The following is a 20337-nucleotide window of genomic DNA, read 5'->3' as shown; positions in this document are numbered from 1 at the left end:
GGGGCACCCGATCAGTCGAAGCGATAACCCAGCGAGTTGAGCGCCCGCTCATCATCAGACCAGCCGCGGCGCACCTTGACCCAGAGATTGAGCATAACCTTGCTGCCGAACAGCTTTTGCATATCCAGCCGCGCTTCCTGGCCAATCTTCTTCAGGCGCTCACCACCATCACCGATGATGATTTTCTTCTGACCATCGCGCTCGACCAGAATCAACGCGTGAATATGCAGGATCTTGCCTTCCTGCTTGAATTGTTCGACCTCGACCGTGACCTGGTAAGGCACCTCGGCACCGAGTTGACGCATGACTTTCTCGCGCACCAGCTCGGCCGCCAGAAAGCGCGAACTGCGGTCGGTCAACTGATCGTCAGGGTAGAAGTGTTCACTCTCGGGCAAACGTTCGGCAATCAACTGCTCGAGATGCTCGATATTGCGTCCATGCAGCGCCGATACCGGTACCACCTCGGCCTCGGGCAACTGCTCGGTCAGCCATTCCAGATGCGGCAACAGCGTGTTTTTGTCATCCAGGCGGTCAACCTTGTTGACCACTATCAGCACCGGGCAGCGCACCTGTTGAATCCGCTCCAGCACCATCTGGTCTTCATCAGTCCAGCGCAGCCGGTCAACCACGAACAGCACCACATCAACATCACGCAACGCCTGGCTGGCGCTCTTGTTCATATAGCGGTTAAGCGCCTTTTCGTTTTCCTTGTGCAGACCGGGGGTGTCGACATAAATCGCCTGAACCGGACCTTCGGTCTTGATCCCCAGCAGCGTATGCCGGGTGGTCTGCGGCTTGCGCGAGGTGATCGCCAGCTTCTGCCCTAAGATGTGATTGAGCAGCGTCGACTTGCCCACATTTGGCCGGCCAACAATGGCCACATAGCCACAACGGTTTGCGTCAGTCATCGATTTTCTCCACCCCCAGGGCTAGCAAAGCTTCCTGGGCGGCTTGCTGTTCGGCCAGCCGGCGACTGCTGCCAACCCCGAAAGTACGTTCTGATAGCAAGGCAATCTGGCAGTCGACCTTGAAGGTCCGGCAGTGCGCCTCACCGCTACTTTCGATCACCTCGTAACGCGGCAGTTCGCACTGACGCGACTGCAGGTACTCCTGCAGGCGGGTTTTCGGGTCCTTGTTGTTGTCGATCAGGGTCAGCTCGGCAATGTGTTCCTGCAACCAGTGCAGAATACGCTCGCGGGCGGTCTCCATCCCACTATCCAGATAGATGGCCCCAATGATCGCTTCGGTGGCGTCAGCCAGGATCGATTCACGGCGAAAGCCACCACTTTTGAGCTCACCCGAGCCCAAGCGCAGGTATTCGCCCAGCTCGAAGCCCTTGGCCAGTTCAGCCAGGGTCACACCCTTGACCAGCCGGGCCCGCAACCTCGACAACTGGCCTTCACGGGCTTGGGGAAAGCGTTGGAACAGCGCCTCGGCGGCGACAAAATTGAGCACCGAGTCACCAAGAAACTCCAGGCGCTCGTTGTTGCGCCCACCGTGACTACGGTGGGTCAGGGCCAGAACCAGCAGTTCCTGGTCCTTGAAACTGTACCCTATCTTACGTTCAAGTCGGTCTAGCTTGTTGCTCACTTTAAGGGTCTGACAATATGGGTTTCATCAAAATGGACCAGCAGGTCCACGGTCTTGAGCAGCGGTGAACGTACCTCGTACTTGATCACGACGGTATAGGCGTCGGTCCCGCTGGCCGTCACATTGACCGCATCATCCATGCGGATATCGCGAATACTGTTGATCTGCATGCCGCGACTGATGTGGCTATGCATGTCACGCAACGAATTGATGCTCAACGAAGGGTCGTCATTCACCGAAGTCACTATCTTGCGCAGGGCGAAATGGTCCATATAGATGGGGATCAGTTTGGCCGCGATTACCAGACCGAAAACGATCAGAGCAATGACTGCCAGCCAACCAAAGAATGACATGCCTTTCTGCGAGTGGCGCATGATGACCTCGTTACGTCCGATGTTGATGTTGTTATCAGCCTGCCATGGCCATGTAAGCCAGGCAGGCATTCCTTGCAAGGCTGACCGGATCGAAGCTCAGTTGATCAGGGCAACGCTGGAAAAACTCGGCAGGTTGCGCAACTTCGGCTCGGGCCAGTGCATCCAGACCGCGAAGGCCTTGCCTACAATATAGTTGTCGGGAACCATACCCCACAACTCTCGAGGCATATCCGAAGCACTCCAGTAACGACTGTCGTTGGAATTGTCACGGTTGTCACCCACCATGAAATAATGCCCCTCAGGCACTACCCACTCGCGTGCGGGCGGCGCCTGCGACAGACGTTTGTGGCGAATCAGGTGAGTTGTCTCGCCCAACTGCTCCTGGAATACATCGGCTTCGGCAATGGCCTGCAACGGATGTCCGGCCGGCACTTCGTCATCGGGCTCGACTCGCAGCAACTCGCGACTGACCGGCTCGCCGTTGACGAACAACTGCTTGTCGGCGTAAGCCACGTGATCGCCAGGCAAACCGACCACCCGCTTGATGTAGTTGACCCTGGGGTCATTCGGGTAGCGGAACACCATGACATCCCCGCGCTGCGGGCCCCCGATCGGAATCACCTTGGTATCGAGTACCGGCAGGCGAATACCGTAGGAAAATTTGTTTACCAGGATGAAATCACCAACCTCCAGAGTCGGCTTCATCGAACCGGATGGAATCTGGAACGGCTCGACCAGAAAAGAGCGCAGCACCAATACCACCGCCAGGACCGGAAAGAACGACTTGGAGTACTCGATCAGCAGTGGCTCCTTGCCCAGCCGCTCTATGGTTTGCGGATCGGCAACGTCCACTTCTCTCTGATAGCGCTCCTGCGCACGACGCCGGCCGGGAGCCAGCAGGAGCCGGTCCAGCAGTGCCAGCAATCCCGTGCCGGCAACCGCAATGACCAGTATCAGCGGAAAATTGAAATGCATATCTGTCCCTGGTTATTGACTTAGCTGTCTACTTTCAACACCGCCAGGAACGCGTCCTGGGGAATTTCCACGCTACCTACCTGCTTCATACGTTTCTTACCGGCCTTCTGCTTTTCCAGCAGCTTCTTCTTACGGCTGGCGTCACCGCCGTAACACTTGGCCAGAACGTTCTTGCGCAGTGCCTTGACTGTCGAGCGGGCAACAATCTGCCCACCGATGGCAGCCTGAATGGCGACATCGAACATCTGCCGCGGAATCAGTTCCTTCATCTTTTCGACCAATTGCCGGCCTTTGTAGGCAGCATTGTCCCGGTGCACGATCAGCGCCAGAGCATCGACCTTTTCACCATTGATCAGTACATCCAGACGCACCAGCTTGGCGGCCTGGAAGCGCTCGAAGCTGTAATCGAGCGAGGCATAGCCGCGGCTGACCGACTTCAGCCGATCGAAGAAGTCCAGCACCACCTCGTTCATCGGCAGGTCATAGGTAACCTGCACCTGAGTGCCGAGGAACACCATGTCATGCTGCACGCCACGTTTCTCGATACACAGGGTGATCACGCTGCCCAGATGATCCTGCGGCACCAGAATATTGGCTCGCACGATCGGCTCGCGCATTTCCTCGATCATCGACGGGTCAGGCAAGTGCGACGGGTTGTCGACGTAGATCACCTCACCACCCTTCTTCACCACCTCGAAGACTACGGTTGGCGCCGTGGTGATCAGATCCAGGTCGTACTCGCGTTCCAGACGCTCCTGAATGATCTCCATGTGCAGCATGCCAAGAAAACCGATGCGGAAACCAAAGCCCAGCGCATCAGAGCTTTCCGGCTCGAACTGCAGCGCCGCATCGTTCAGGGTCAGCTTCTGCAGTGCTTCGCGGAAATCCTCGAAGTCATCCGAGCTGACCGGGAACAGACCAGCATAGACCTGCGGTTTGACCCGCTGAAAACCTGGCAGCGGATCGACGTCCGGGGTATTCGACAGGGTCAGGGTATCACCCACCGGGGCACCGTGAATGTCCTTGATACCGGCAATGATGAAACCTACTTCGCCGGCCTTGAGATCAGCGGTTTCTGTGTGCTTGGGATTGAATACGCCAACGCTGTCGACCTGATGCACCTTGCCGGTCGATTTGACCAAGACCTTGTCGCCCTTCTTGATCCGGCCATGCTTAACCCGTACCAGCGACACGACCCCGAGGTAGTTGTCGAACCAGGAATCAATGATCAGTGCCTGCAGTGGCGCCTCAATCTCACCTTCCGGGCTGGGAATAGCCTGAATCAGGCGCTCCAGCACATCCTCGACGCCCAGACCGCTCTTGGCCGAACAGGCCACGGCGTCGGTTGCATCGATTCCGATCACGCTTTCGATTTCCGCCTTGACCCGCTCCGGCTCAGCCTGGGGCAGGTCGATCTTGTTCAGAACCGGCATCACCTCGAGTCCCTGCTCGATGGCGGTGTAGCAGTTGGCGACCGACTGCGCCTCCACACCCTGGGCGGCATCCACCACCAGCAGAGCGCCTTCACAGGCCGCCAGCGAGCGGCTGACTTCGTAGTGGAAGTCAACGTGGCCGGGGGTGTCAATGAAGTTGAGTTGGTAGGTCTTGCCGTCACGCGCGGTGTAATACAGGGTCACGCTGTGAGCCTTGATGGTAATCCCGCGCTCACGTTCAAGATCCATGGAGTCGAGCACCTGCTCGGCCATTTCCCGCTCGGTCAGGCCACCACAGATCTGGATGAAACGGTCAGCCAGGGTCGATTTGCCGTGGTCGATGTGGGCAATGATCGAAAAGTTACGAATAAGACTCAGGTCACTCACGGCGCGGTTCATCCAGACTAGATTGCCAGGCATGGCAGTGGGCGGGGCAGGCTCCCCAAAACAGCCCGCGAGTGTACCTGATTACGCCGTAAGGCGCTATCGCAAGCCCGACCACGGAGCCACATCCGGCGACGGATACAGCACCACTGGTCGGCTTGTGGATGACGGCCTATTCGGCCAATCTGAAGGTAATGTAACTGGCCCGTCCTTGACGGATTACCCGCATGGAAATCGAGCGATTATTCGGCAGCTCCTTGGCCGTCTGCTCAAAGGCGCTCACCGAATCGATCACCTTGTTGTCAAGATTGGTAATGATATCGCCAGGACGCAGCCCAACCATGGCGCCCGGGCCTGGCCGCACTTCACGCACCGCCACGCCAGCACGCACATCCAGGCTCTGCTTTTGCTCATCGCTCAACTCGACCACGGTCACGCCCAGACGGTTGTCGGCTGCAGCCGGAGCGCCGGGAGCCGGCCCACCCGAGGCAGCAATGCTGTCATCGTCCGGCAAAGCACCAACGGTCAGCTTGATAGTACGGCGCTTCTTGTCACGCATCACCACCACATTGGCCTCAGTACCCGGCCGGACCCGGCCCACCGCATGCGGCAGATCGGAGGACATGACAATATCCTGGCCATTGAACTGCAGGATCACATCACCAGCCTGCAAACCGCCCCGATCAGCCGGGCCATCGGGCTGGGTCTGGGCAATCAGCGCCCCAGCCGGACGCGGCAGACCAAAGGACTCGGCCAGATCCTTATTGACCTCCTGAATCACTACTCCCAGCCAGCCGCGCTGAACGCTGCCGTCACGCTTGAGCTGCTCGACCACATCCATGGCGACATCCATCGGAATCGCGAAGGATAGTCCCATGAAACCACCGGAACGGGTGAAAATCTGTGAATTGATGCCAATCACTTCGCCATCGAGATTGAACAATGGGCCACCCGAGTTACCCGGATTGATCGCCACATCGGTCTGAATGAAAGGCACATAGCTTTCGTTCGGCAGACTGCGGCCCTTGGCACTGACGATACCGGCGGTCACCGAATAGTCGAAGCCGAACGGCGAACCGATTGCCAATACCCACTCACCAGCTTTCAGGTCTGCCGACTTGCCGATCTTGACCACTGGCAAGTCGCCGCCAGCATCGATTTTCAACAGCGCCAGATCAGAGCGCGGATCAGCCCCGACCAGTTCGGCCTGCAGCTCACGACGATCAGACAAGCGCACGAAGATCTCGTCGGCGTCGGCGATCACATGATTATTGGTGAGGACATAACCGTCCCGAGAGATGATGAAGCCTGAACCCAGCGACTGCGGCTGGCGCTGCCGGGGTGCCTGCTGAGGTGTCTGCGGGAAACCCCGCTCGAAAAACTCGCGAAACAGTGGGGGCAGGCCTTCCAGGTCAGGCATACCGGGCACCATGCGCGAAGCCCGGTCAGGAATATTCTGACGCGTACTGATATTGACCACCGCTGGCGCGGCATCTTCAACCAGCTCAGTAAAATCCGGCAGGCCTCGGGCAGCCATGGCAGCAGACTGCCAACCCAGCACAAATATCCCAAAGGCAACCACTACCCAGCGTTGCACAGACAGCATAGACCCTCATCTCCTTTGTTCATCAAGGTTCATCAAGCCTTGTTTCAGGCGCCCTGCTCACCAAGCCCCTGAACCACACCTGACGGCTGCGACCCAAGCACCCTCAGCACCCGAGGCTGCAAAGCCGGATCATGGCGACTGCGCCGATCATGCCAGCGCACCAGCAGCAAACCCAGAACCAGCCCCGTCACCGCCGCCGCAATAATCGCCGGTTCTTGCCAGCCCAAGGCCTGGGCCAGCAGAGCCAGGATAAAGAGCCCGGCCAGCGGTACGGCGTAAACCCAGAGCGAGCTTTTCACCAGAGCATCCTCTGGCACCCCAATCAGAACCTGATCACCAACTCTGGGAGAACCATCACACAACGCCCGGACAAAGCCACGCCGGGCTCCCGACCCCAGCTTCTGCAACAAAGCCTGACCGCATCCGGCGCGCGCCTGACAACTCCCGCAGGTACTGCGCCGCACAGTTTCAACCCAGACTGCTCCATGCTCGACACTCAATACCCGCCCCTGCTCCTCAATCATGGCCTGTGCCGCTCCACCGAATCACCCAGCGAGGCAGCGATCCGCTCAGCCGCCGTCGGCGGTATTTCACCCACCACCGTGGCCAGGTAGCTACCGTCGGCCAGCAGCAAACGTCGACTGACCGCTACTGTTGGCCCGAGCTGAGCGCGCAGATCATCAGCCAGTCCATCTTCACCAAGGGGCTCAACAAACAAGGTAAAACGCGCCAAACCATCGGTATAGACATTGGCGCTCAGGAAGCGTTCGCCATCATCGACCAGCCGTACGTCACGATGCCCCAAGGCAAAGCCCGGCGGCAACCAACCAGGCTGAAGGCTCGGTCCGGTACTGGCCGCCACCGACTCCTGCGGCTTGAGCGGCAGACAGCTGGGGCCTGCGCGCACCGCAGCCGCATCGGTACGACCAAAACTGATGGACGTGAACTGGAAGCGCTCAAGCAAGGCGCTGCGATCGCTGATCAACAGCGACTTGAGCAGCAGCCCGGTGTCATTATCCAGATACAATTCATAGGCGTAGCGGAACGCATCCCGAGGCTGAACAGCGATGACAGTTACCGGCCGCGAGGCGACCCGCGTAGTACCCAACACCTGAAGCACATACCAGTTGTGCAGCAACGCTGGCTGCTCGGCGACCTGGCCAGCATCTTTCCAGGTGATGCCCGGTGTCAATGAGCTGGCACACAACAACTGGCCGTTGCGCCGCACCCATTCATTAGGAGGACCGTCGGTCTGAACCAAACGCTCGATGGTGGTATCGCCGTCGACCTGTCGCCAAATCTGGTGAGTGGAAAAACTGCCGGTGCGCTCATAGACAAACGCACCCTGATAATTTTGCTGGTTGGCCGCTTCGGCCATTCGTGCCAACCAGTTTCGCGCCTCGTCAGCCTGCACACCTGGCGCTGCCAGCAGCACCGCCAGACAAGCACCTCGCAGCGTGCGACCCAGTATTACCACTAATTACCTTCCAGGCTCGCAGCGCGAGCATAAGGCAACAGGTGCGGTGTGGTGAACTGGGCGCTGTGCTCGGCATGTTCACGCAGATAGTTGCCAATACGCTGCTCGTGCCAAGCCGACGGAGCCTGCGGGTCGGCGTTGACGTCAGAGGACCGGGAGAAGCCAGCCAGAACCGCGCCACCAGGCTGACGACCCGACAATGGTGCCGGCGCCATGTTCGGCGCATTGCGCTCGGCGACGATTACCGGCTCACCCGGGGTTACATCCTGATTGACCATGCGCACCCCGATCAGCACCGCCAGGGTTACCGAGGCGGCTACGGCCACCTGCCCCATGCGCGGCCACCAGGCGGCACGTCGAGGCTCTGGCTGGCTGGTGATAGGAGCAGGTTCATCGGCCAAGGCAGCGGCAATCCCCGCAGACAGGTCAACCTGACCCTGCCAGGGCTCCTTGTGCATCACCGCCCGCGCCAACTGGTAGCGCGCCCACGTGTCACGCAAGGCTTGATCCTGCTCACAGGCCTGCAGCACCCGTCGCACTTCCAGCTCATCGGCCTGATCATCCATGAGCGCGGAGAGAGACTCCTGCAAGGATTCGCTTCTCATTGCTGTACCTCTGCTATAGGCCCCGAAGGGCTCGCTGCATGATGCCATTCAATCCACTGCTCAGGCTTCGAGCAAGGGCTTGAGGGCTTTATCTATTGCCTCGCGCGCCCGGAAAATACGCGATCTTACGGTACCAACCGGGCAGTCCATCACAGCGGCAATGTCTTCATAACTCAAACCTTCAAATTCACGCAAGGTCAGAGCGGTTCGCAAATCGTCCGGCAACTGGCGCAAAGTGTTGTTAACCACCTGCTCAATCTCGTCACGCAGCAGATCGCGTTCCGGCGAATGAATATCCTTGAGGGCACTATCCCCCTCATAATATTCCGCCTCGTCGGCGGCGATATCAGAATCTGGCGGACGCCGACCACGGGCGACCAGGTAGTTCTTGGCGGTATTGATCGCAATGCGATAGAGCCAAGTATAAAAGGCACTGTCACCGCGAAAGTTCGCCAGCGCCCGATAGGCTTTGATAAAAGCCTCCTGGGCCACATCCTGCGCCTCATGGGCGTCATGTACAAAGCGCGTCACCAGCGCCAGAATCTTGTGCTGATACTTGAGTACCAGCAGATCGAAAGCTCGCTTATCACCGCGCTGTACACGTTCGACCAACTGCTGGTCGCTAGGTTCGGTCATGCTGACGCCCCATGGCTGTCAGTCGTTCGACCCGCCTTGATGTGGTAGACCCGCAATGTAACCAAAAGTTCTCCCCTCACTCAGGTTCAGGCATAGGAGCCCGGAGCACAGCAAAAGTTCCATACGGCCATCATGCCGCTGCCTGCATAATAGCAAGCCCGGCGCGGCAGCAGAAACAACGATGCGCCGACACATGCATCCAGACGGTATTGCAGCCCGCACGCCTTCTATATACTACTGAGTCGGCCTACACCAAACCGCCCATGGCAGCCGGTCTCCAGCCACGATTTCAACGGACGCACCTCAATCTATGAACCTCAGGCATGAATACGATGTACTGGTAATCGGCAGCGGTGCTGCTGGCCTGACCCTGGCCCTGCACCTGGCGGCAGACCTTCGCGTGGCTGTCCTGAGCAAGGGCCAGTTGTCCGAAGGCTCAACCTTCTGGGCCCAGGGCGGGGTAGCCGCGGTACTTGACGACCACGACACCGTCGACGCTCATGTCCAGGATACCCTGATCGCTGGCGGCGGCCTGTGTCATGAAGATGCGGTACGCCACATCGTCGGCCATAGCCGCGATGCTATCGGCTGGCTGATCGAACAGGGTGTGCCCTTTACCCGTGAACGACGTGAAGATGGAAGCGAAAGTGACGACTTCCACCTGACCCGCGAGGGCGGCCACAGCCACAGACGCATCATTCATGCCGCCGACGCTACCGGTGCAGCGATTTTCAATACATTACTGCAACAGGCCCAGGCCCATAGCAACATCGAACTGCTTGAAGATCGGGTAGCGGTCGACCTGATCACCAGCCAGAAGCTTGGCCGCAGTGGCAAACGCTGCCTTGGCGCCTACATTCTCAACCGTCAGAACGGTCACGTGGAAACCTTTAGCGCACGCTTCACGGTGCTGGCCACAGGCGGCGCCAGCAAGGTATACCTGTACACCAGCAACCCTGACAGCGCCTCAGGCGACGGCATCGCCATGGCCTGGCGTGCCGGCTGCCGGGTTGCCAACATGGAATTCAACCAGTTCCACCCAACCTGTCTGTACCACCCCAAAGCCAAGAGCTTCCTGATCACCGAAGCCCTGCGCGGCGAAGGCGCACTACTCAAACTGCCCAACGGCCAGCGCTTCATGCCGCGCTTCGACGCCCGCGCCGAACTGGCCCCGCGCGACATTGTCGCCCGCGCCATCGACCATGAAATGAAACGCCTGGGGCTTGACTGCGTGTACCTGGACATCAGCCACAAGCCGGCCGAGTTCATCCGCAGTCACTTCCCGACCGTGTACGAACGCTGCCTGACTTTCGGTATCGACATCACCCGCGAACCGATCCCGGTAGTACCGGCAGCGCATTACACCTGCGGCGGGATTGTCGTCGACCAGAACGGGCGTACCGATCTGGACAGCCTGTATGCGATCGGCGAGACCAGCTTCACCGGCCTGCACGGCGCCAACCGTATGGCCAGCAATTCGCTGCTCGAATGTATCGTCTACGGCCGCACCGCCAGCCAGGACATTCTCAGCCGCCTGGACCAGACCCAGCTAGCCAGCGACCTGCCGCGCTGGGATGAAAGCCAGGTCACCGACTCCGACGAAGACGTGATCATTTCGCACAACTGGGACGAGTTGCGGCGGTTCATGTGGGATTACGTGGGGATCGTGCGTACCACCAAGCGGTTACAGCGCGCCAAGCACCGGGTCGACATGCTGCGCGCCGAAATCCACGAGTTCTACAGCAACTATCGGGTCAGCCGCGACCTGCTGGAACTGCGCAACCTGGCATTAGTGGCCGACCTGATCATCCGTTCGGCAATGCTGCGCAAGGAAAGTCGCGGCTTGCATTACACCCTTGACTACCCGGCCCAGCTCGAGCAGGCCGAGGACACTATTCTGCAGCCGCCCAGCGCTGACGACTGAAACGCAGGCGCAGACGCAAACGCCGCAAGGCATCCTCGGACGCCGCGTCGGCCGGCAAAATCACAGAGACCGGGCGCCAGCGCCCGGGCTCACGCAGCCGCACCACGGTCAGGAAGGCACTGACATAGGTATCGGCCTGCAGACTCACATCAGCTTCGGAACCATCGCGCCGCAACACATGCCAGCCCTGGCTGTCGAACCGCAGCCCGGTTACCGACTGGGCATGCCGCAGGCTGACCTGCCGGGGCCACAGCCACAGGCAGTAACCCAGCACCAGGACGATACCCAGCAGCACACCCAGCCCCGGCAAGGCGCTGCGATACAGCGCCAGACAGGCCAGCAGGCTCACGACCAATACAAGCCCCCCCAGCACACGGGAGGGCTGGCGTCGCAATAGTAGATATTCAGTCGGGCTGTACACGATCCAGAATCATCCTCACGATGCGCTTGAGCTCCGGATCTTCCGGTTCGCCACGTTGCATGAACCAGCCGAACATGTCCTGATCCTCGCACTCAAGCAATTTGTGGTAGCGTGCCTTGTCCGCCTCATCCAGCCCCGGGTAGGCCTCCTGCAGAAAGGGAACCAGCAGCACATCCAGCTCCAGCATGCCGCGCCGGCTGTGCCAGTACAAACGTTTCATTTCTATATCGGCCGACATCAACATCTCCACACCGGGTTGAAAGCTATGCATTAAACATCATTATAACCTCAACACCGGAACTGGGCCGCACTGACAAGCCACCAACCCTGCCTTATGATGTTAGGGAAACACTGATTAAATCAGTTTTGGAGCTGGCCCAATTGTCGCTGACCTGTTCTGGACACGCTGTAAATACATCCCTGTACGCTCTTAGATGCCATCCCTGGCATCTAACGGTCCAGAACAGGTCAGCGCCAACCGGGCTACTGAGCTTACGTGCAATTAATCAGTGTTTCCTTAGGACCAACCACAAGCAATGACTGACATGACCGCCATTATTGAGCCCCTGCACTCCCGCTTCGCCACCTGCGAACCCGATCATGAGCCCGCCACGGCTCTGACCCTGCTCAGTCACGAGGCCATCCTGGCGATCTCCGGCCCCGATGCCGAGCGCTTCCTGCAGGGTCAGATCACCTGCGACATCAGTCGCCTGCCAGTTCCCGGCAGTACGCCGGGCGCGCGCTGCAACCCCAAAGGGCGGATGCAGTCGAGCTTTCGGCTGCTGCGCAGTGAACCCGAGCATTACCTCTTGGCGCTGGAACAGTCACTGCTAACACCACAACTGGCCGACCTGAACAAATACGCCGTCTTTTTCCGCAAGGCCCGCCTGGAAGACGCCAGCCAGCACTGGTGCCGACTCGGACTCTGGGGTGAACAGGCCGGCCGGGCTCTGGAGCAGGCAGGACTGGCCGTACCCGAGACCACTGACATCCCGAGCCAAACCGCCCAAGGACTGGTAATTCGCCTCAGTGACGGCGCCTACGAGCTATGGCTACCGGCCGACAAGGCCCCAGCCGTACTTGAGCAGTTGTGCCAACAGGCCACTGCCGCTCACCTCAACCAATGGCTGCTGCGCCAGATCCGTGCCGGGATCGGCCAGGTCATGGGGCCAACCCAGGAGAGCTTCATTCCGCAGATGCTGAACCTGCAACTACAGGGCGGCGTCAGCTTCAGAAAAGGCTGTTACACCGGCCAGGAAATCGTCGCCCGCATGCAGTATCTGGGCAAACTCAAACGCCGGATGTTTCGCCTGCTACTGGCCGGAACCGCGATACCACCGCCAGGTACACTGATCGTCGAGCGCGACAGCGGCAAGCCGATCGGTGAACTGGTTATCGCCGCACGTACCACCCAGCGCGTGGAAATGCTGGCCGTGCTGCAAAAGGATGCGGCACAATATGCCACTTTGAGTCTGGCCGATGCCGACGGGCCGCTGCTGACCCTGGCCGACCTGCCCTACGACCATGAACTGGCAGCCACCGAAACCGACAACGCCTCCGAATAAGGGAAACTGCATGACCGATCTGGCCCAACGCGTTCAAGACGAACTGATCGACGCCATCAACAAGGACCAGTTGACGCTTCCCACTTTGCCGGAAATCGCCCTGCGAGTTCGCGAAGCCGCCGAAGACCCGAATGTCAGCATCCCCTTTCTGGTCAAGGAAATCAGCAACGACGCTGCACTCAGTGCGCGCCTGATCAAGGTAGTCAACAGCCCGCTACTGCGCAGTCGGAGCGAAATTACCGACCTGTCGATGGCCGTCAACCGCCTAGGCATCACCTATACAGCCAACCTGGCCACCGGCCTGGCCATGCAGCAGATGTTCCAGGCCACCTCGGACGTGATCGACCGCAAAATGCGTGAAGTCTGGGCACGCAGCACCGAAGTCGCCGGCATCAGCCACGTGCTGTGCCGCCACTACACCCGGCTCAAGCCCGACCAGGCGACCTTGGCCGGCCTGGTCCACCAGATCGGTGTTTTGCCGGTCCTCAGTTATGCCGAGGAAAACAGCCAACTGCTGCGCGATTCGATCAGCCTGAATCTGGTCATTGAACGCATCCATCCGGTCCTGGGTGACAAGATTCTCGAGGCCTGGGACTTCCCCGCACCGCTATTGAAGGTACCCAGCCAGCACCTGGACTTCACCCGCAACTCGGCCACAGCCGACTATGCAGATATCGTCCAGGTCGCCATGCTCCATGGACTGGCCGGCAGCGAACACCCATTCGCCCAGATGAACTGGAATCAGATTCCCTCCTTCGCCAAGCTGGGTATCAACCCGCTCGGCGAGGAAGAAGACCTGTCAGCAGAGATGGAAGCAGCTACGCACCTGCTCGGCTGAACGACCCTTACCCATTGCGAGGACTGCTGCGTCGCCACGCTCCTCGCAATGGCCGATTTTCAGCCTGCGGTTAGCGGTTACGCCATTGCGGCGGGCGCTTCTCCAGAAACGCATTGACACCCTCAAGGGTGTCCTGCAGCTCGAACAGATCAACAAAGCGCTCGCGCTCGTCGGCCAGCAGGCTGTTCAACGGCTGACTTCGGGCACCCTGGATCAATTGCTTGCAGGCCTTGACCGCACGCGGCGACTGACGCCCAACCTGAGCGGCCAGATGTAGCGCCGCCGGCACGGCCTGCCCTTCCTCGACCACCTCCTCGACCAGACCAATGCGCTCGGCCTTGACCCCATCGATCCGCTCACCACACAGAATCATCCGCTTGGCCCAGCCCTCGCCCACCAGCCAGGCCAGTGCCTGGGTCCCACCGGCACACGGCAGCAGCCCGACACTGGCCTCCGGCAAAGCCAGTTGCACCTGACGCTCGGCAATACGGATATCGCAGGCCAGAGCGCACTCCAACCCACCACCCATGGCATAGCCATTGATCGCGGCAATCGACACTCCAGAAAAGTCCCGTAGCGCCTCAAAGGCCAGGCCAAACCAGCGTGCCATTTGCCGGGCCTGAGCCCGATCACCCTCAGCAAACAGCTTCAGGTCGGCACCGGCCGAGAAAAACCGTTCGCCACGTCCCGTGATCACCAAAGCATAGATCTCCGGATCGCTGTCCAGATGCTTCACCAGTTCATACAGGCCGTGCAGGGTATCTTCATCCCAGGTATTGGCCGGCGGGTTGTCGATGGTCACCAGCGCGGTATGGCCCACCTTCTGGACCACCAGCATCTTGGTCTTGGGTACCAGCGCGGTATAGGGTTGCAGAGCATGTTCCATGGTGGTTCTCCAGGCAGGTTCAAACTGCCTCAAGGATAAGCCATAACCCACCGGGCCACACAACCTTCGGGATCAGGGCAGACGCCAATCGATCGGCGTCAGGCCATGCTCTTGCAGATAACGGTTGGCGGCCGAGAAATGTCCGTTACCGAGAAAACCGCGATGGGCCGACAGCGGCGAAGGGTGTGGCGAGGCCAGCACGCAATGGCGGTCAGAGTCGATATGCGCACCTTTTTTCTGTGCGTAGCTGCCCCAGAGCATGAACACCAGATGCTCACGTTGCTCGTTCAGCACTTCAATGATCCGCGAGGTAAAACGCTCCCAGCCCCGATTGGCATGCGACCCGGCATTGGCCTGCTGCACGCTCAACACCGCATTGAGCAATAGCACGCCCTGGTCAGCCCAGCTTTGCAGGCAACCATGGTCAGGAATGGGGTAGCCAAGGTCACGCTGGATTTCCTTGAAGATATTCTGCAGCGACGGCGGTGCCGGCACACCCGGCGGCACCGAAAAGCTCAAACCGTGTGCCTGCCCCGGACCGTGATAGGGGTCCTGACCGATGATCACCACTTTGACCTGCTCCAGCGGCGTGCTATTGAGCGCATTGAACATCAGCGGCCCAGGCGGAAAGATCACCTTGCCAGCACTTTTCTCGGCCTGCAGGAAACTGCGCAACTGCTGCATGTAAGGCTGTTCGAACTGGTCTGCCAGAACCTGCTTCCAGCCCTCGTCCAGTTGCACAGTACGCTCAGTCATCCGCGCCTCCCAGCACTGGCACCGACTGCGCTTCACAGCGCACCACCCGCTGACGACCATCGACCAGCACCCCGGACAGAGCATTGTGCCGCCGCGAATGCAGCACCAGCACTCCATCCACACACTCGGCCAAGTAATCGGCCGGGGTGCCACGCAACTGCCCCTGGGCATCGGCTACGGTAACCAGATCGAAACTGGCCAGCTCACGCCCCTGATCATCCTGAGTCAGGTTCAGATAGCCATACAGGTGCAACACCGTCACAGTGGCGATGACCGTGGCAAACGCGGTCAAAATCATGGGTATCTTGTTGGCTTCCTGAATCCAGGCCATGCGAAACTCCGTTACAGAATATTGGCGTAATCGGCCTCGATCCGCTCGAGGCTGAGGTTGGTAAGAAATCCGGAAAAGCACATCCAGGCGCTCAGCGCATTGAGATCGGCAAACGGCTCGGGCAAGTAGCGCGGCGGCACCACCAGACCTTCGTCCACCAGTTGCCCCAGGGTGCGCATATCCTCCAGCGTGGTCTTGCCACAGAACAGCAACGGAATCTGCTGCAGTTTGCCTTTGCGCACCGCCAACTGGATGTAGTTATAGGTCAGGATAAAACCCTTGAGGTAGGCCAGATCCTTGGTGAATGGCAAACCAGCGCTGCTGGAGCCACGGAACACACGGCTGGCGTTGGCATAACTGTCCTCGCGGCTGTAACCCTCGCCACGATAGAACTCGAACACTTCAAGGAAATTGGCCCCGGACTCGGCCAATTGGATTGCCCGGGTACGGTTGGTCAGCTTGCGCAGCCGGGCTGGATAGGAGGCAAAGGTAATCACCTCCATCAAAATCGCCAGGCCTTCCTGGGTCACGGTCGAGGACGGCGGCCCCTTGGCCAGAAAGGTACAGATCGGCTGGTGCTGACCATTCAGACTGGTCGCCACATGCACCATGCCTTCATGCACTGCCAGAATTTTCAGGTCGCGCTGATTGAACATGGCATCGCTGCGAATCTTGATGTAATCGGCGCCAGCGGCCGCATCGGCAACGATGCCGTCGGACTCGAAGACCCGCACCGCCTGATCATCGGGAAACGCCTGATTCATCCTGTCCTGCAGAATCGCCACCGCTTCTGGCGCTGCAATGGTCTTGGGCTCTCGGCCCAGGTCGTTACCGATATTGCTCAAGGACTCACTAAGCATGATGCCCAGGTCGGTAATGGTCGGGTCGCCAGCGTGGAACGCGTCCGAAGCCGAGCCATAGAGCTCTTGGGAGATTCGCCCGAACTCCGGCGTACCGCGCCCTTCCAGCATGCGGATGACCATGCGATATTCGCGGCACATGCGGCGCATGATCTGGCCGACCGGGCTGAAGGTGCCTAGCTGGCGGGTAATGTCGCGCTCAATATCCTGGAACAGTTGCAGACGCTCGGCCGGATCGAAGCTCAGCGGGCGCTGGGCATAGTAATCGGCATCCACTGGCGGCAGGCTCTTGCAGCGTTTGCGAAAAAACTCCTCGCGCACACTATCATCCCACTTGATCGCATCCAGCACCCGAATCGGCGCCTGCGCCTCCACCAGCCGATCGGACAGGCTGCGGATCACCAGTTGGTATTGCTCGCTCTGTTTGACTGCCATGACCGAAATCTCTGAATGACGAGCGTTGACATTACGGGGCTTGTTTGTTGGGTGCAATGCCCTGCCGAAGGCCACTCATTGTGGACACGCCACAAGTACATCCCTGTAGGCTCGGCGATAGCCATCCCTGGCTATCGACGGTCCACAATGAGTGACCTTCGACAGCGCAAGGAGCGTTGGCTCCGTCTGGCCGTCTGGGGAAACCCTGAGCCCCATCAATGTATCCAAGCGCGCCTGGGGACGGCCTATGGCGGACCGTCGATGGCCAGGGATGGCCATCGTCGAGCCCCAGGGATGGCTTGTAGCGTGTCCGCCATAGGCCGTCCCCAGGCGCGCCAGCAGCACATCACTCCAGGGCTCAAGGTTTCCCTGCACTGACCAACGGAAAAACGATCAGTGATGCTCCGGACGCATATGCGGGAACAGGATCACGTCGCGGATCGATGGCGAGTCGGTCAGCAGCATCACCAGGCGGTCGATACCGATGCCCTCGCCGGCGGTCGGCGGCATGCCGTATTCCAGCGCACGCACGAAGTCGGCATCAAAATGCATGGCCTCATCGTCACCGGCGTCCTTGTCGGCCACCTGGGCATGGAAACGCTCGGCCTGATCCTCGGCGTCGTTCAGCTCGGAATAGGCATTGGCGATTTCACGGCCACCGATGAACAGCTCGAAGCGATCGGTCACGCTCGGATCGTCATCGCTGCGGCGCGCCAGCGGCGAGACCTCGAACGGATAGCGGGTAATAAAGGTCGGCTGCTCCAGCTTGTGCTCGACCAGTTCCTCGAACACCATGGTCTGCAACTTGCCCAGTCCTTCAAAGCCCTTGACGTCGGCACCGGCCTTTTTCGCTATCGCCCGGCACTGCCCCAGGTCACGCAGGTCCTCGGCGCTGATCTCGGGATTGAAGTGCAGAATCGAGTCGAACACCGACATCCGCGCGAACGGCTTGCCGAAATCGAACACCTTGCCCTGGTAGGGCACCTCGGTAGTACCCAGCACCGCCATGGCCAGCTCGCGGAACAGTTCCTCGGTCAGGTCCATGTTGTCCTCATAGTCGGCGTAGGCCTGGTAGAACTCGAGCATGGTGAACTCGGGGTTGTGCCGGGTCGATACGCCTTCGTTACGGAAATTGCGGTTGATCTCGAACACCCGCTCGAAGCCACCTACCACCAGCCGCTTCAGATACAGCTCCGGGGCGATGCGCAGGAACATCGGCAGATCCAGCGCATTGTGATGGGTTTCGAACGGTTTGGCTGCGGCACCGCCGGGGATGGTCTGCAGCATGGGCGTTTCGACTTCGAGGAAGTTGCGCTCGGCGAGGAACTTGCGGATGTGGCCGATCACCTGCGAACGTACCTGGAAGGTGTGGCGGGTGTCCTCGTTGACGATCAGGTCAACATAACGCTGCCGGTAGCGCTGCTCGGTGTCGGTCAGACCGTGGAACTTGTCCGGTAGTGGCCGCAGCGACTTGGTCAGCAGTTGTACGGCGGTCATATGCACATACAGGTCGCCCTTGCCGGAACGCGCCAGGGTGCCTTCGGCAGCGATGATATCGCCCATGTCCCAGGTCTTGATCGCTTCCAGGGTTTCGGCCGGCAGGCCCTTGCGGTCAACATACACCTGAATCCGCCCACTCATGTCCTGAATGACCATGAAAGCGCCACGGTTGAGCATGATGCGCCCAGCCACCTTGACCGGAATCGCCGCGCCTTCCAATTGCTCCTTGCTGTGCTCGGCATAGGCCTTCTGCAGATCACCGGCGTAGCTGTCACGGCGGAAGCGGTTGGGGAAAGCGTTGCCCTTGGCCCGTTCGGCGGCAAGCTTTTCCTTGCGCAGGGCAATCAGGCGGTTTTCTTCCTCGTGATGGGCTTGCTGGTCATGCTGCTGATCGGTCATGTCGGGTCTTCCTGGGTAAAACACGTAATAGAGTTGGCCTGGCGGGAGCTTAGAGCCCCTGCTTCAGGCTGGCCTCGATATATTCATCGAGATCGCCATCGAGCACCTTGTCGCAGTCGCTGCGCTCGATACCAGTGCGCAGATCCTTGATCCGCGACTGGTCCAGCACGTAGGAGCGGATCTGATGGCCCCAGCCGATATCCGACTTGCTGTCTTCCAGCGCCTGGGCGGCGGCGTTGCGTTTCTGCATTTCAAGCTCATAGAGCTTGGCACGCAGCATCTTCATTGCAGTATCACGGTTGGCGTGCTGCGAACGCTGGTTCTGGCAACTGACCACGGTATTGGTCGGCACGTGGGTGATCCGGATTGCCGAGTCGGTAGTGTTAACATGCTGACCACCGGCACCGGAGGAGCGGTAGGTGTCTACCCGCAGATCGGCCGGGTTGATGTCGATTTCGATGTTGTCATCGATTTCCGGCGAGGCGAATACCGCGCAGAACGAGGTATGCCGACGGTTGCCGGAGTCAAACGGGCTCTTGCGCACCAGCCGGTGCACACCGATCTCGGTACGCAGCCAGCCAAAGGCATATTCGCCACGTACATGCACGGTGGCACTCTTGATCCCGGCGACTTCACCTTCGGACAATTCGACAATTTCCGCCTCGAAGCCGTGCTTGTCGGCCCAGCGCAGATACATGCGCAGCAGCATGTTGGCCCAGTCCTGGGCCTCGGTACCGCCAGAGCCGGCCTGGATATCCAGGTAGCAGTTGTTGGCGTCCATCTCGCCGCTGAACATGCGCCGGAATTCGAGTTTTTCCAGACTGTCCTGCAAGCGCTGCAGCTCGCTGACGATGTCGGCCACGGCGGCCTCGTCGTTTTCTTCAGCGGCCATTTCCAGCAGTTCGGAGGCATCCGTCAGGCCAGCGTGCATATCGTCCAGCGTTTCGACGATCTGCGCCAGTTGAGCCCGTTCACGGCCCAGGTTCTGAGCCCGCTCCGGATCATTCCAGACGTTTGGATCTTCGAGCTCGCGCTCGACTTCGGTCAGACGATCACGTTTGTGATCGTAGTCAAAGATACCCCCTGATGGTCTCGGAACGACCACGCAGATCTTTGATGTTGTTCAGAATCGGATTGATTTCCATAGGTCAGACAGCCCGCTCGGGAAAAAGCCGGCATTGTAGCGGAAATCGGCTGCCCCGTGCAGTTTCTCCACGACCGAAGGCGGTTGACCGCAGCGCCACCAGCCTTGACCCAGATCAGAGAAGTTCCAGCCAGAGCGCCTACACTAAAGAAACACTGATTAAATCATTTCGGTACTGGCCCAATTGTCGCTGACCTG

General features: G+C 59.6%; 21 protein-coding genes. 3 read left to right on the top strand and 18 right to left on the bottom strand.

Annotation, left to right across the window (positions count from 1 at the left end; all coding sequences use genetic code 11):
- Positions 1-11: 11 nt before the first annotated feature.
- From era to rpoE, 10 genes are all read right to left on the bottom strand, one after another.
- Positions 12-908 (bottom strand): GTPase Era, encoded by an 897-nt coding sequence (era, locus tag C2846_RS06605; RefSeq protein ID WP_119701014.1) that lies wholly within the window; start codon positions 906-908, stop codon positions 12-14.
- Positions 901-1590, bottom strand: coding sequence for a ribonuclease III (gene rnc, locus C2846_RS06600; protein WP_080048165.1), 690 nt, complete (start codon positions 1588-1590; stop codon positions 901-903). Before rnc ends, era begins: the two co-directional genes overlap by 8 nt.
- Positions 1587-1964 carry a DUF4845 domain-containing protein gene (locus C2846_RS06595; protein WP_095623992.1) on the bottom strand — a complete coding sequence of 126 codons (378 nt, stop codon included), beginning with the start codon at positions 1962-1964 and terminating at the stop codon, positions 1587-1589. The genes rnc and C2846_RS06595 overlap by 4 nt, the downstream gene beginning before the upstream one ends.
- A gap of 96 nt (positions 1965-2060) precedes the next feature.
- The gene (lepB, locus tag C2846_RS06590; RefSeq protein ID WP_119701013.1) at positions 2061-2939 is read right to left on the bottom strand and encodes a signal peptidase I; all 879 of its coding nucleotides are present in this window, start codon (positions 2937-2939) and stop codon (positions 2061-2063) included.
- A gap of 20 nt (positions 2940-2959) precedes the next feature.
- The gene (lepA, locus tag C2846_RS06585; RefSeq protein ID WP_080051568.1) at positions 2960-4759 is read right to left on the bottom strand and encodes a translation elongation factor 4; all 1800 of its coding nucleotides are present in this window, start codon (positions 4757-4759) and stop codon (positions 2960-2962) included.
- A gap of 169 nt (positions 4760-4928) precedes the next feature.
- Complete coding sequence (locus tag C2846_RS06580) at positions 4929-6362, bottom strand: DegQ family serine endoprotease (protein WP_165443781.1); 1434 nt, start codon at positions 6360-6362, stop codon at positions 4929-4931.
- A 44-nt stretch (positions 6363-6406) separates the two neighbouring features.
- A complete protein-coding gene (locus tag C2846_RS06575) occupies positions 6407-6886 on the bottom strand; it encodes a SoxR reducing system RseC family protein (protein ID WP_119701012.1) in 480 nt (159 codons plus the stop codon).
- Positions 6883-7839 carry a MucB/RseB C-terminal domain-containing protein gene (locus C2846_RS06570; RefSeq protein WP_119701011.1) on the bottom strand — a complete coding sequence of 319 codons (957 nt, stop codon included), beginning with the start codon at positions 7837-7839 and terminating at the stop codon, positions 6883-6885. The genes C2846_RS06575 and C2846_RS06570 overlap by 4 nt, the downstream gene beginning before the upstream one ends.
- The gene (locus tag C2846_RS06565) at positions 7839-8444 is read right to left on the bottom strand and encodes a sigma-E factor negative regulatory protein (RefSeq protein ID WP_119701010.1); all 606 of its coding nucleotides are present in this window, start codon (positions 8442-8444) and stop codon (positions 7839-7841) included. Before C2846_RS06565 ends, C2846_RS06570 begins: the two co-directional genes overlap by 1 nt.
- Positions 8445-8504: 60 nt before the next feature.
- Positions 8505-9080 (bottom strand): RNA polymerase sigma factor RpoE, encoded by a 576-nt coding sequence (gene rpoE / locus C2846_RS06560; protein WP_080048175.1) that lies wholly within the window; start codon positions 9078-9080, stop codon positions 8505-8507.
- A gap of 310 nt (positions 9081-9390) precedes the next feature.
- On the opposite strand from rpoE, the gene nadB reads away from it, so the two are divergent.
- Positions 9391-11004 carry an L-aspartate oxidase gene (gene nadB, locus C2846_RS06555; protein WP_119701009.1) on the top strand — a complete coding sequence of 538 codons (1614 nt, stop codon included), beginning with the start codon at positions 9391-9393 and terminating at the stop codon, positions 11002-11004.
- Here the strand turns inward: nadB and C2846_RS06550 are convergent.
- Together C2846_RS06550 and C2846_RS06545 are read right to left on the bottom strand one after the other, a co-directional pair.
- A complete protein-coding gene (locus C2846_RS06550; RefSeq protein ID WP_131038208.1) occupies positions 10973-11353 on the bottom strand; it encodes a hypothetical protein in 381 nt (126 codons plus the stop codon). The two genes, nadB and C2846_RS06550, sit on opposite strands and share 32 nt — an antisense overlap.
- A gap of 55 nt (positions 11354-11408) precedes the next feature.
- Entirely contained in the window at positions 11409-11663 is a 255-nt protein-coding gene (locus tag C2846_RS06545) for an FAD assembly factor SdhE (protein ID WP_119701144.1), read from the bottom strand.
- A 307-nt stretch (positions 11664-11970) separates the two neighbouring features.
- On the opposite strand from C2846_RS06545, the gene ygfZ reads away from it, so the two are divergent.
- Complete coding sequence (gene ygfZ / locus C2846_RS06540; RefSeq protein ID WP_080048178.1) at positions 11971-12990, top strand: CAF17-like 4Fe-4S cluster assembly/insertion protein YgfZ; 1020 nt, start codon at positions 11971-11973, stop codon at positions 12988-12990.
- A gap of 10 nt (positions 12991-13000) precedes the next feature.
- On the top strand, positions 13001-13828 hold the full coding sequence (locus tag C2846_RS06535) for an HDOD domain-containing protein (protein ID WP_080048179.1): 828 nt from the start codon (positions 13001-13003) through the stop codon (positions 13826-13828).
- A 70-nt stretch (positions 13829-13898) separates the two neighbouring features.
- On the opposite strand, the gene C2846_RS06530 is transcribed toward C2846_RS06535, so the two are convergent.
- From C2846_RS06530 to prfB, 6 genes are all read right to left on the bottom strand, one after another.
- The gene (locus C2846_RS06530; protein ID WP_119701007.1) at positions 13899-14714 is read right to left on the bottom strand and encodes an enoyl-CoA hydratase; all 816 of its coding nucleotides are present in this window, start codon (positions 14712-14714) and stop codon (positions 13899-13901) included.
- 72 nt (positions 14715-14786) lie between these two features.
- Positions 14787-15470, bottom strand: coding sequence for a uracil-DNA glycosylase (gene ung / locus C2846_RS06525; RefSeq protein WP_119701006.1), 684 nt, complete (start codon positions 15468-15470; stop codon positions 14787-14789).
- Complete coding sequence (locus C2846_RS06520; protein WP_080048180.1) at positions 15463-15801, bottom strand: PA3694 family proteiin; 339 nt, start codon at positions 15799-15801, stop codon at positions 15463-15465. The genes ung and C2846_RS06520 overlap by 8 nt, the downstream gene beginning before the upstream one ends.
- Positions 15802-15812: 11 nt before the next feature.
- Positions 15813-17096 carry a flavohemoglobin expression-modulating QEGLA motif protein gene (locus C2846_RS06515; protein WP_080048182.1) on the bottom strand — a complete coding sequence of 428 codons (1284 nt, stop codon included), beginning with the start codon at positions 17094-17096 and terminating at the stop codon, positions 15813-15815.
- A 393-nt stretch (positions 17097-17489) separates the two neighbouring features.
- Positions 17490-18995 carry a lysine--tRNA ligase gene (lysS, locus tag C2846_RS06510; protein WP_080048183.1) on the bottom strand — a complete coding sequence of 502 codons (1506 nt, stop codon included), beginning with the start codon at positions 18993-18995 and terminating at the stop codon, positions 17490-17492.
- Positions 18996-19044: 49 nt separating this feature from the next.
- A protein-coding gene (gene prfB / locus C2846_RS06505; protein WP_119701005.1) for a peptide chain release factor 2 occupies positions 19045-20140 on the bottom strand; the annotation gives its coding sequence in 2 pieces (ribosomal slippage) (positions 19045-20067 and positions 20069-20140; 1095 coding nt in all).
- Positions 20141-20337 lie beyond the last annotated feature (197 nt).

Source organism: Pseudomonas jilinensis (assembly GCF_003586265.1).
GTDB lineage: Bacteria > Pseudomonadota > Gammaproteobacteria > Pseudomonadales > Pseudomonadaceae > Halopseudomonas > Halopseudomonas phragmitis.
This window is presented reverse-complemented; position numbering and strand designations above follow the sequence as displayed.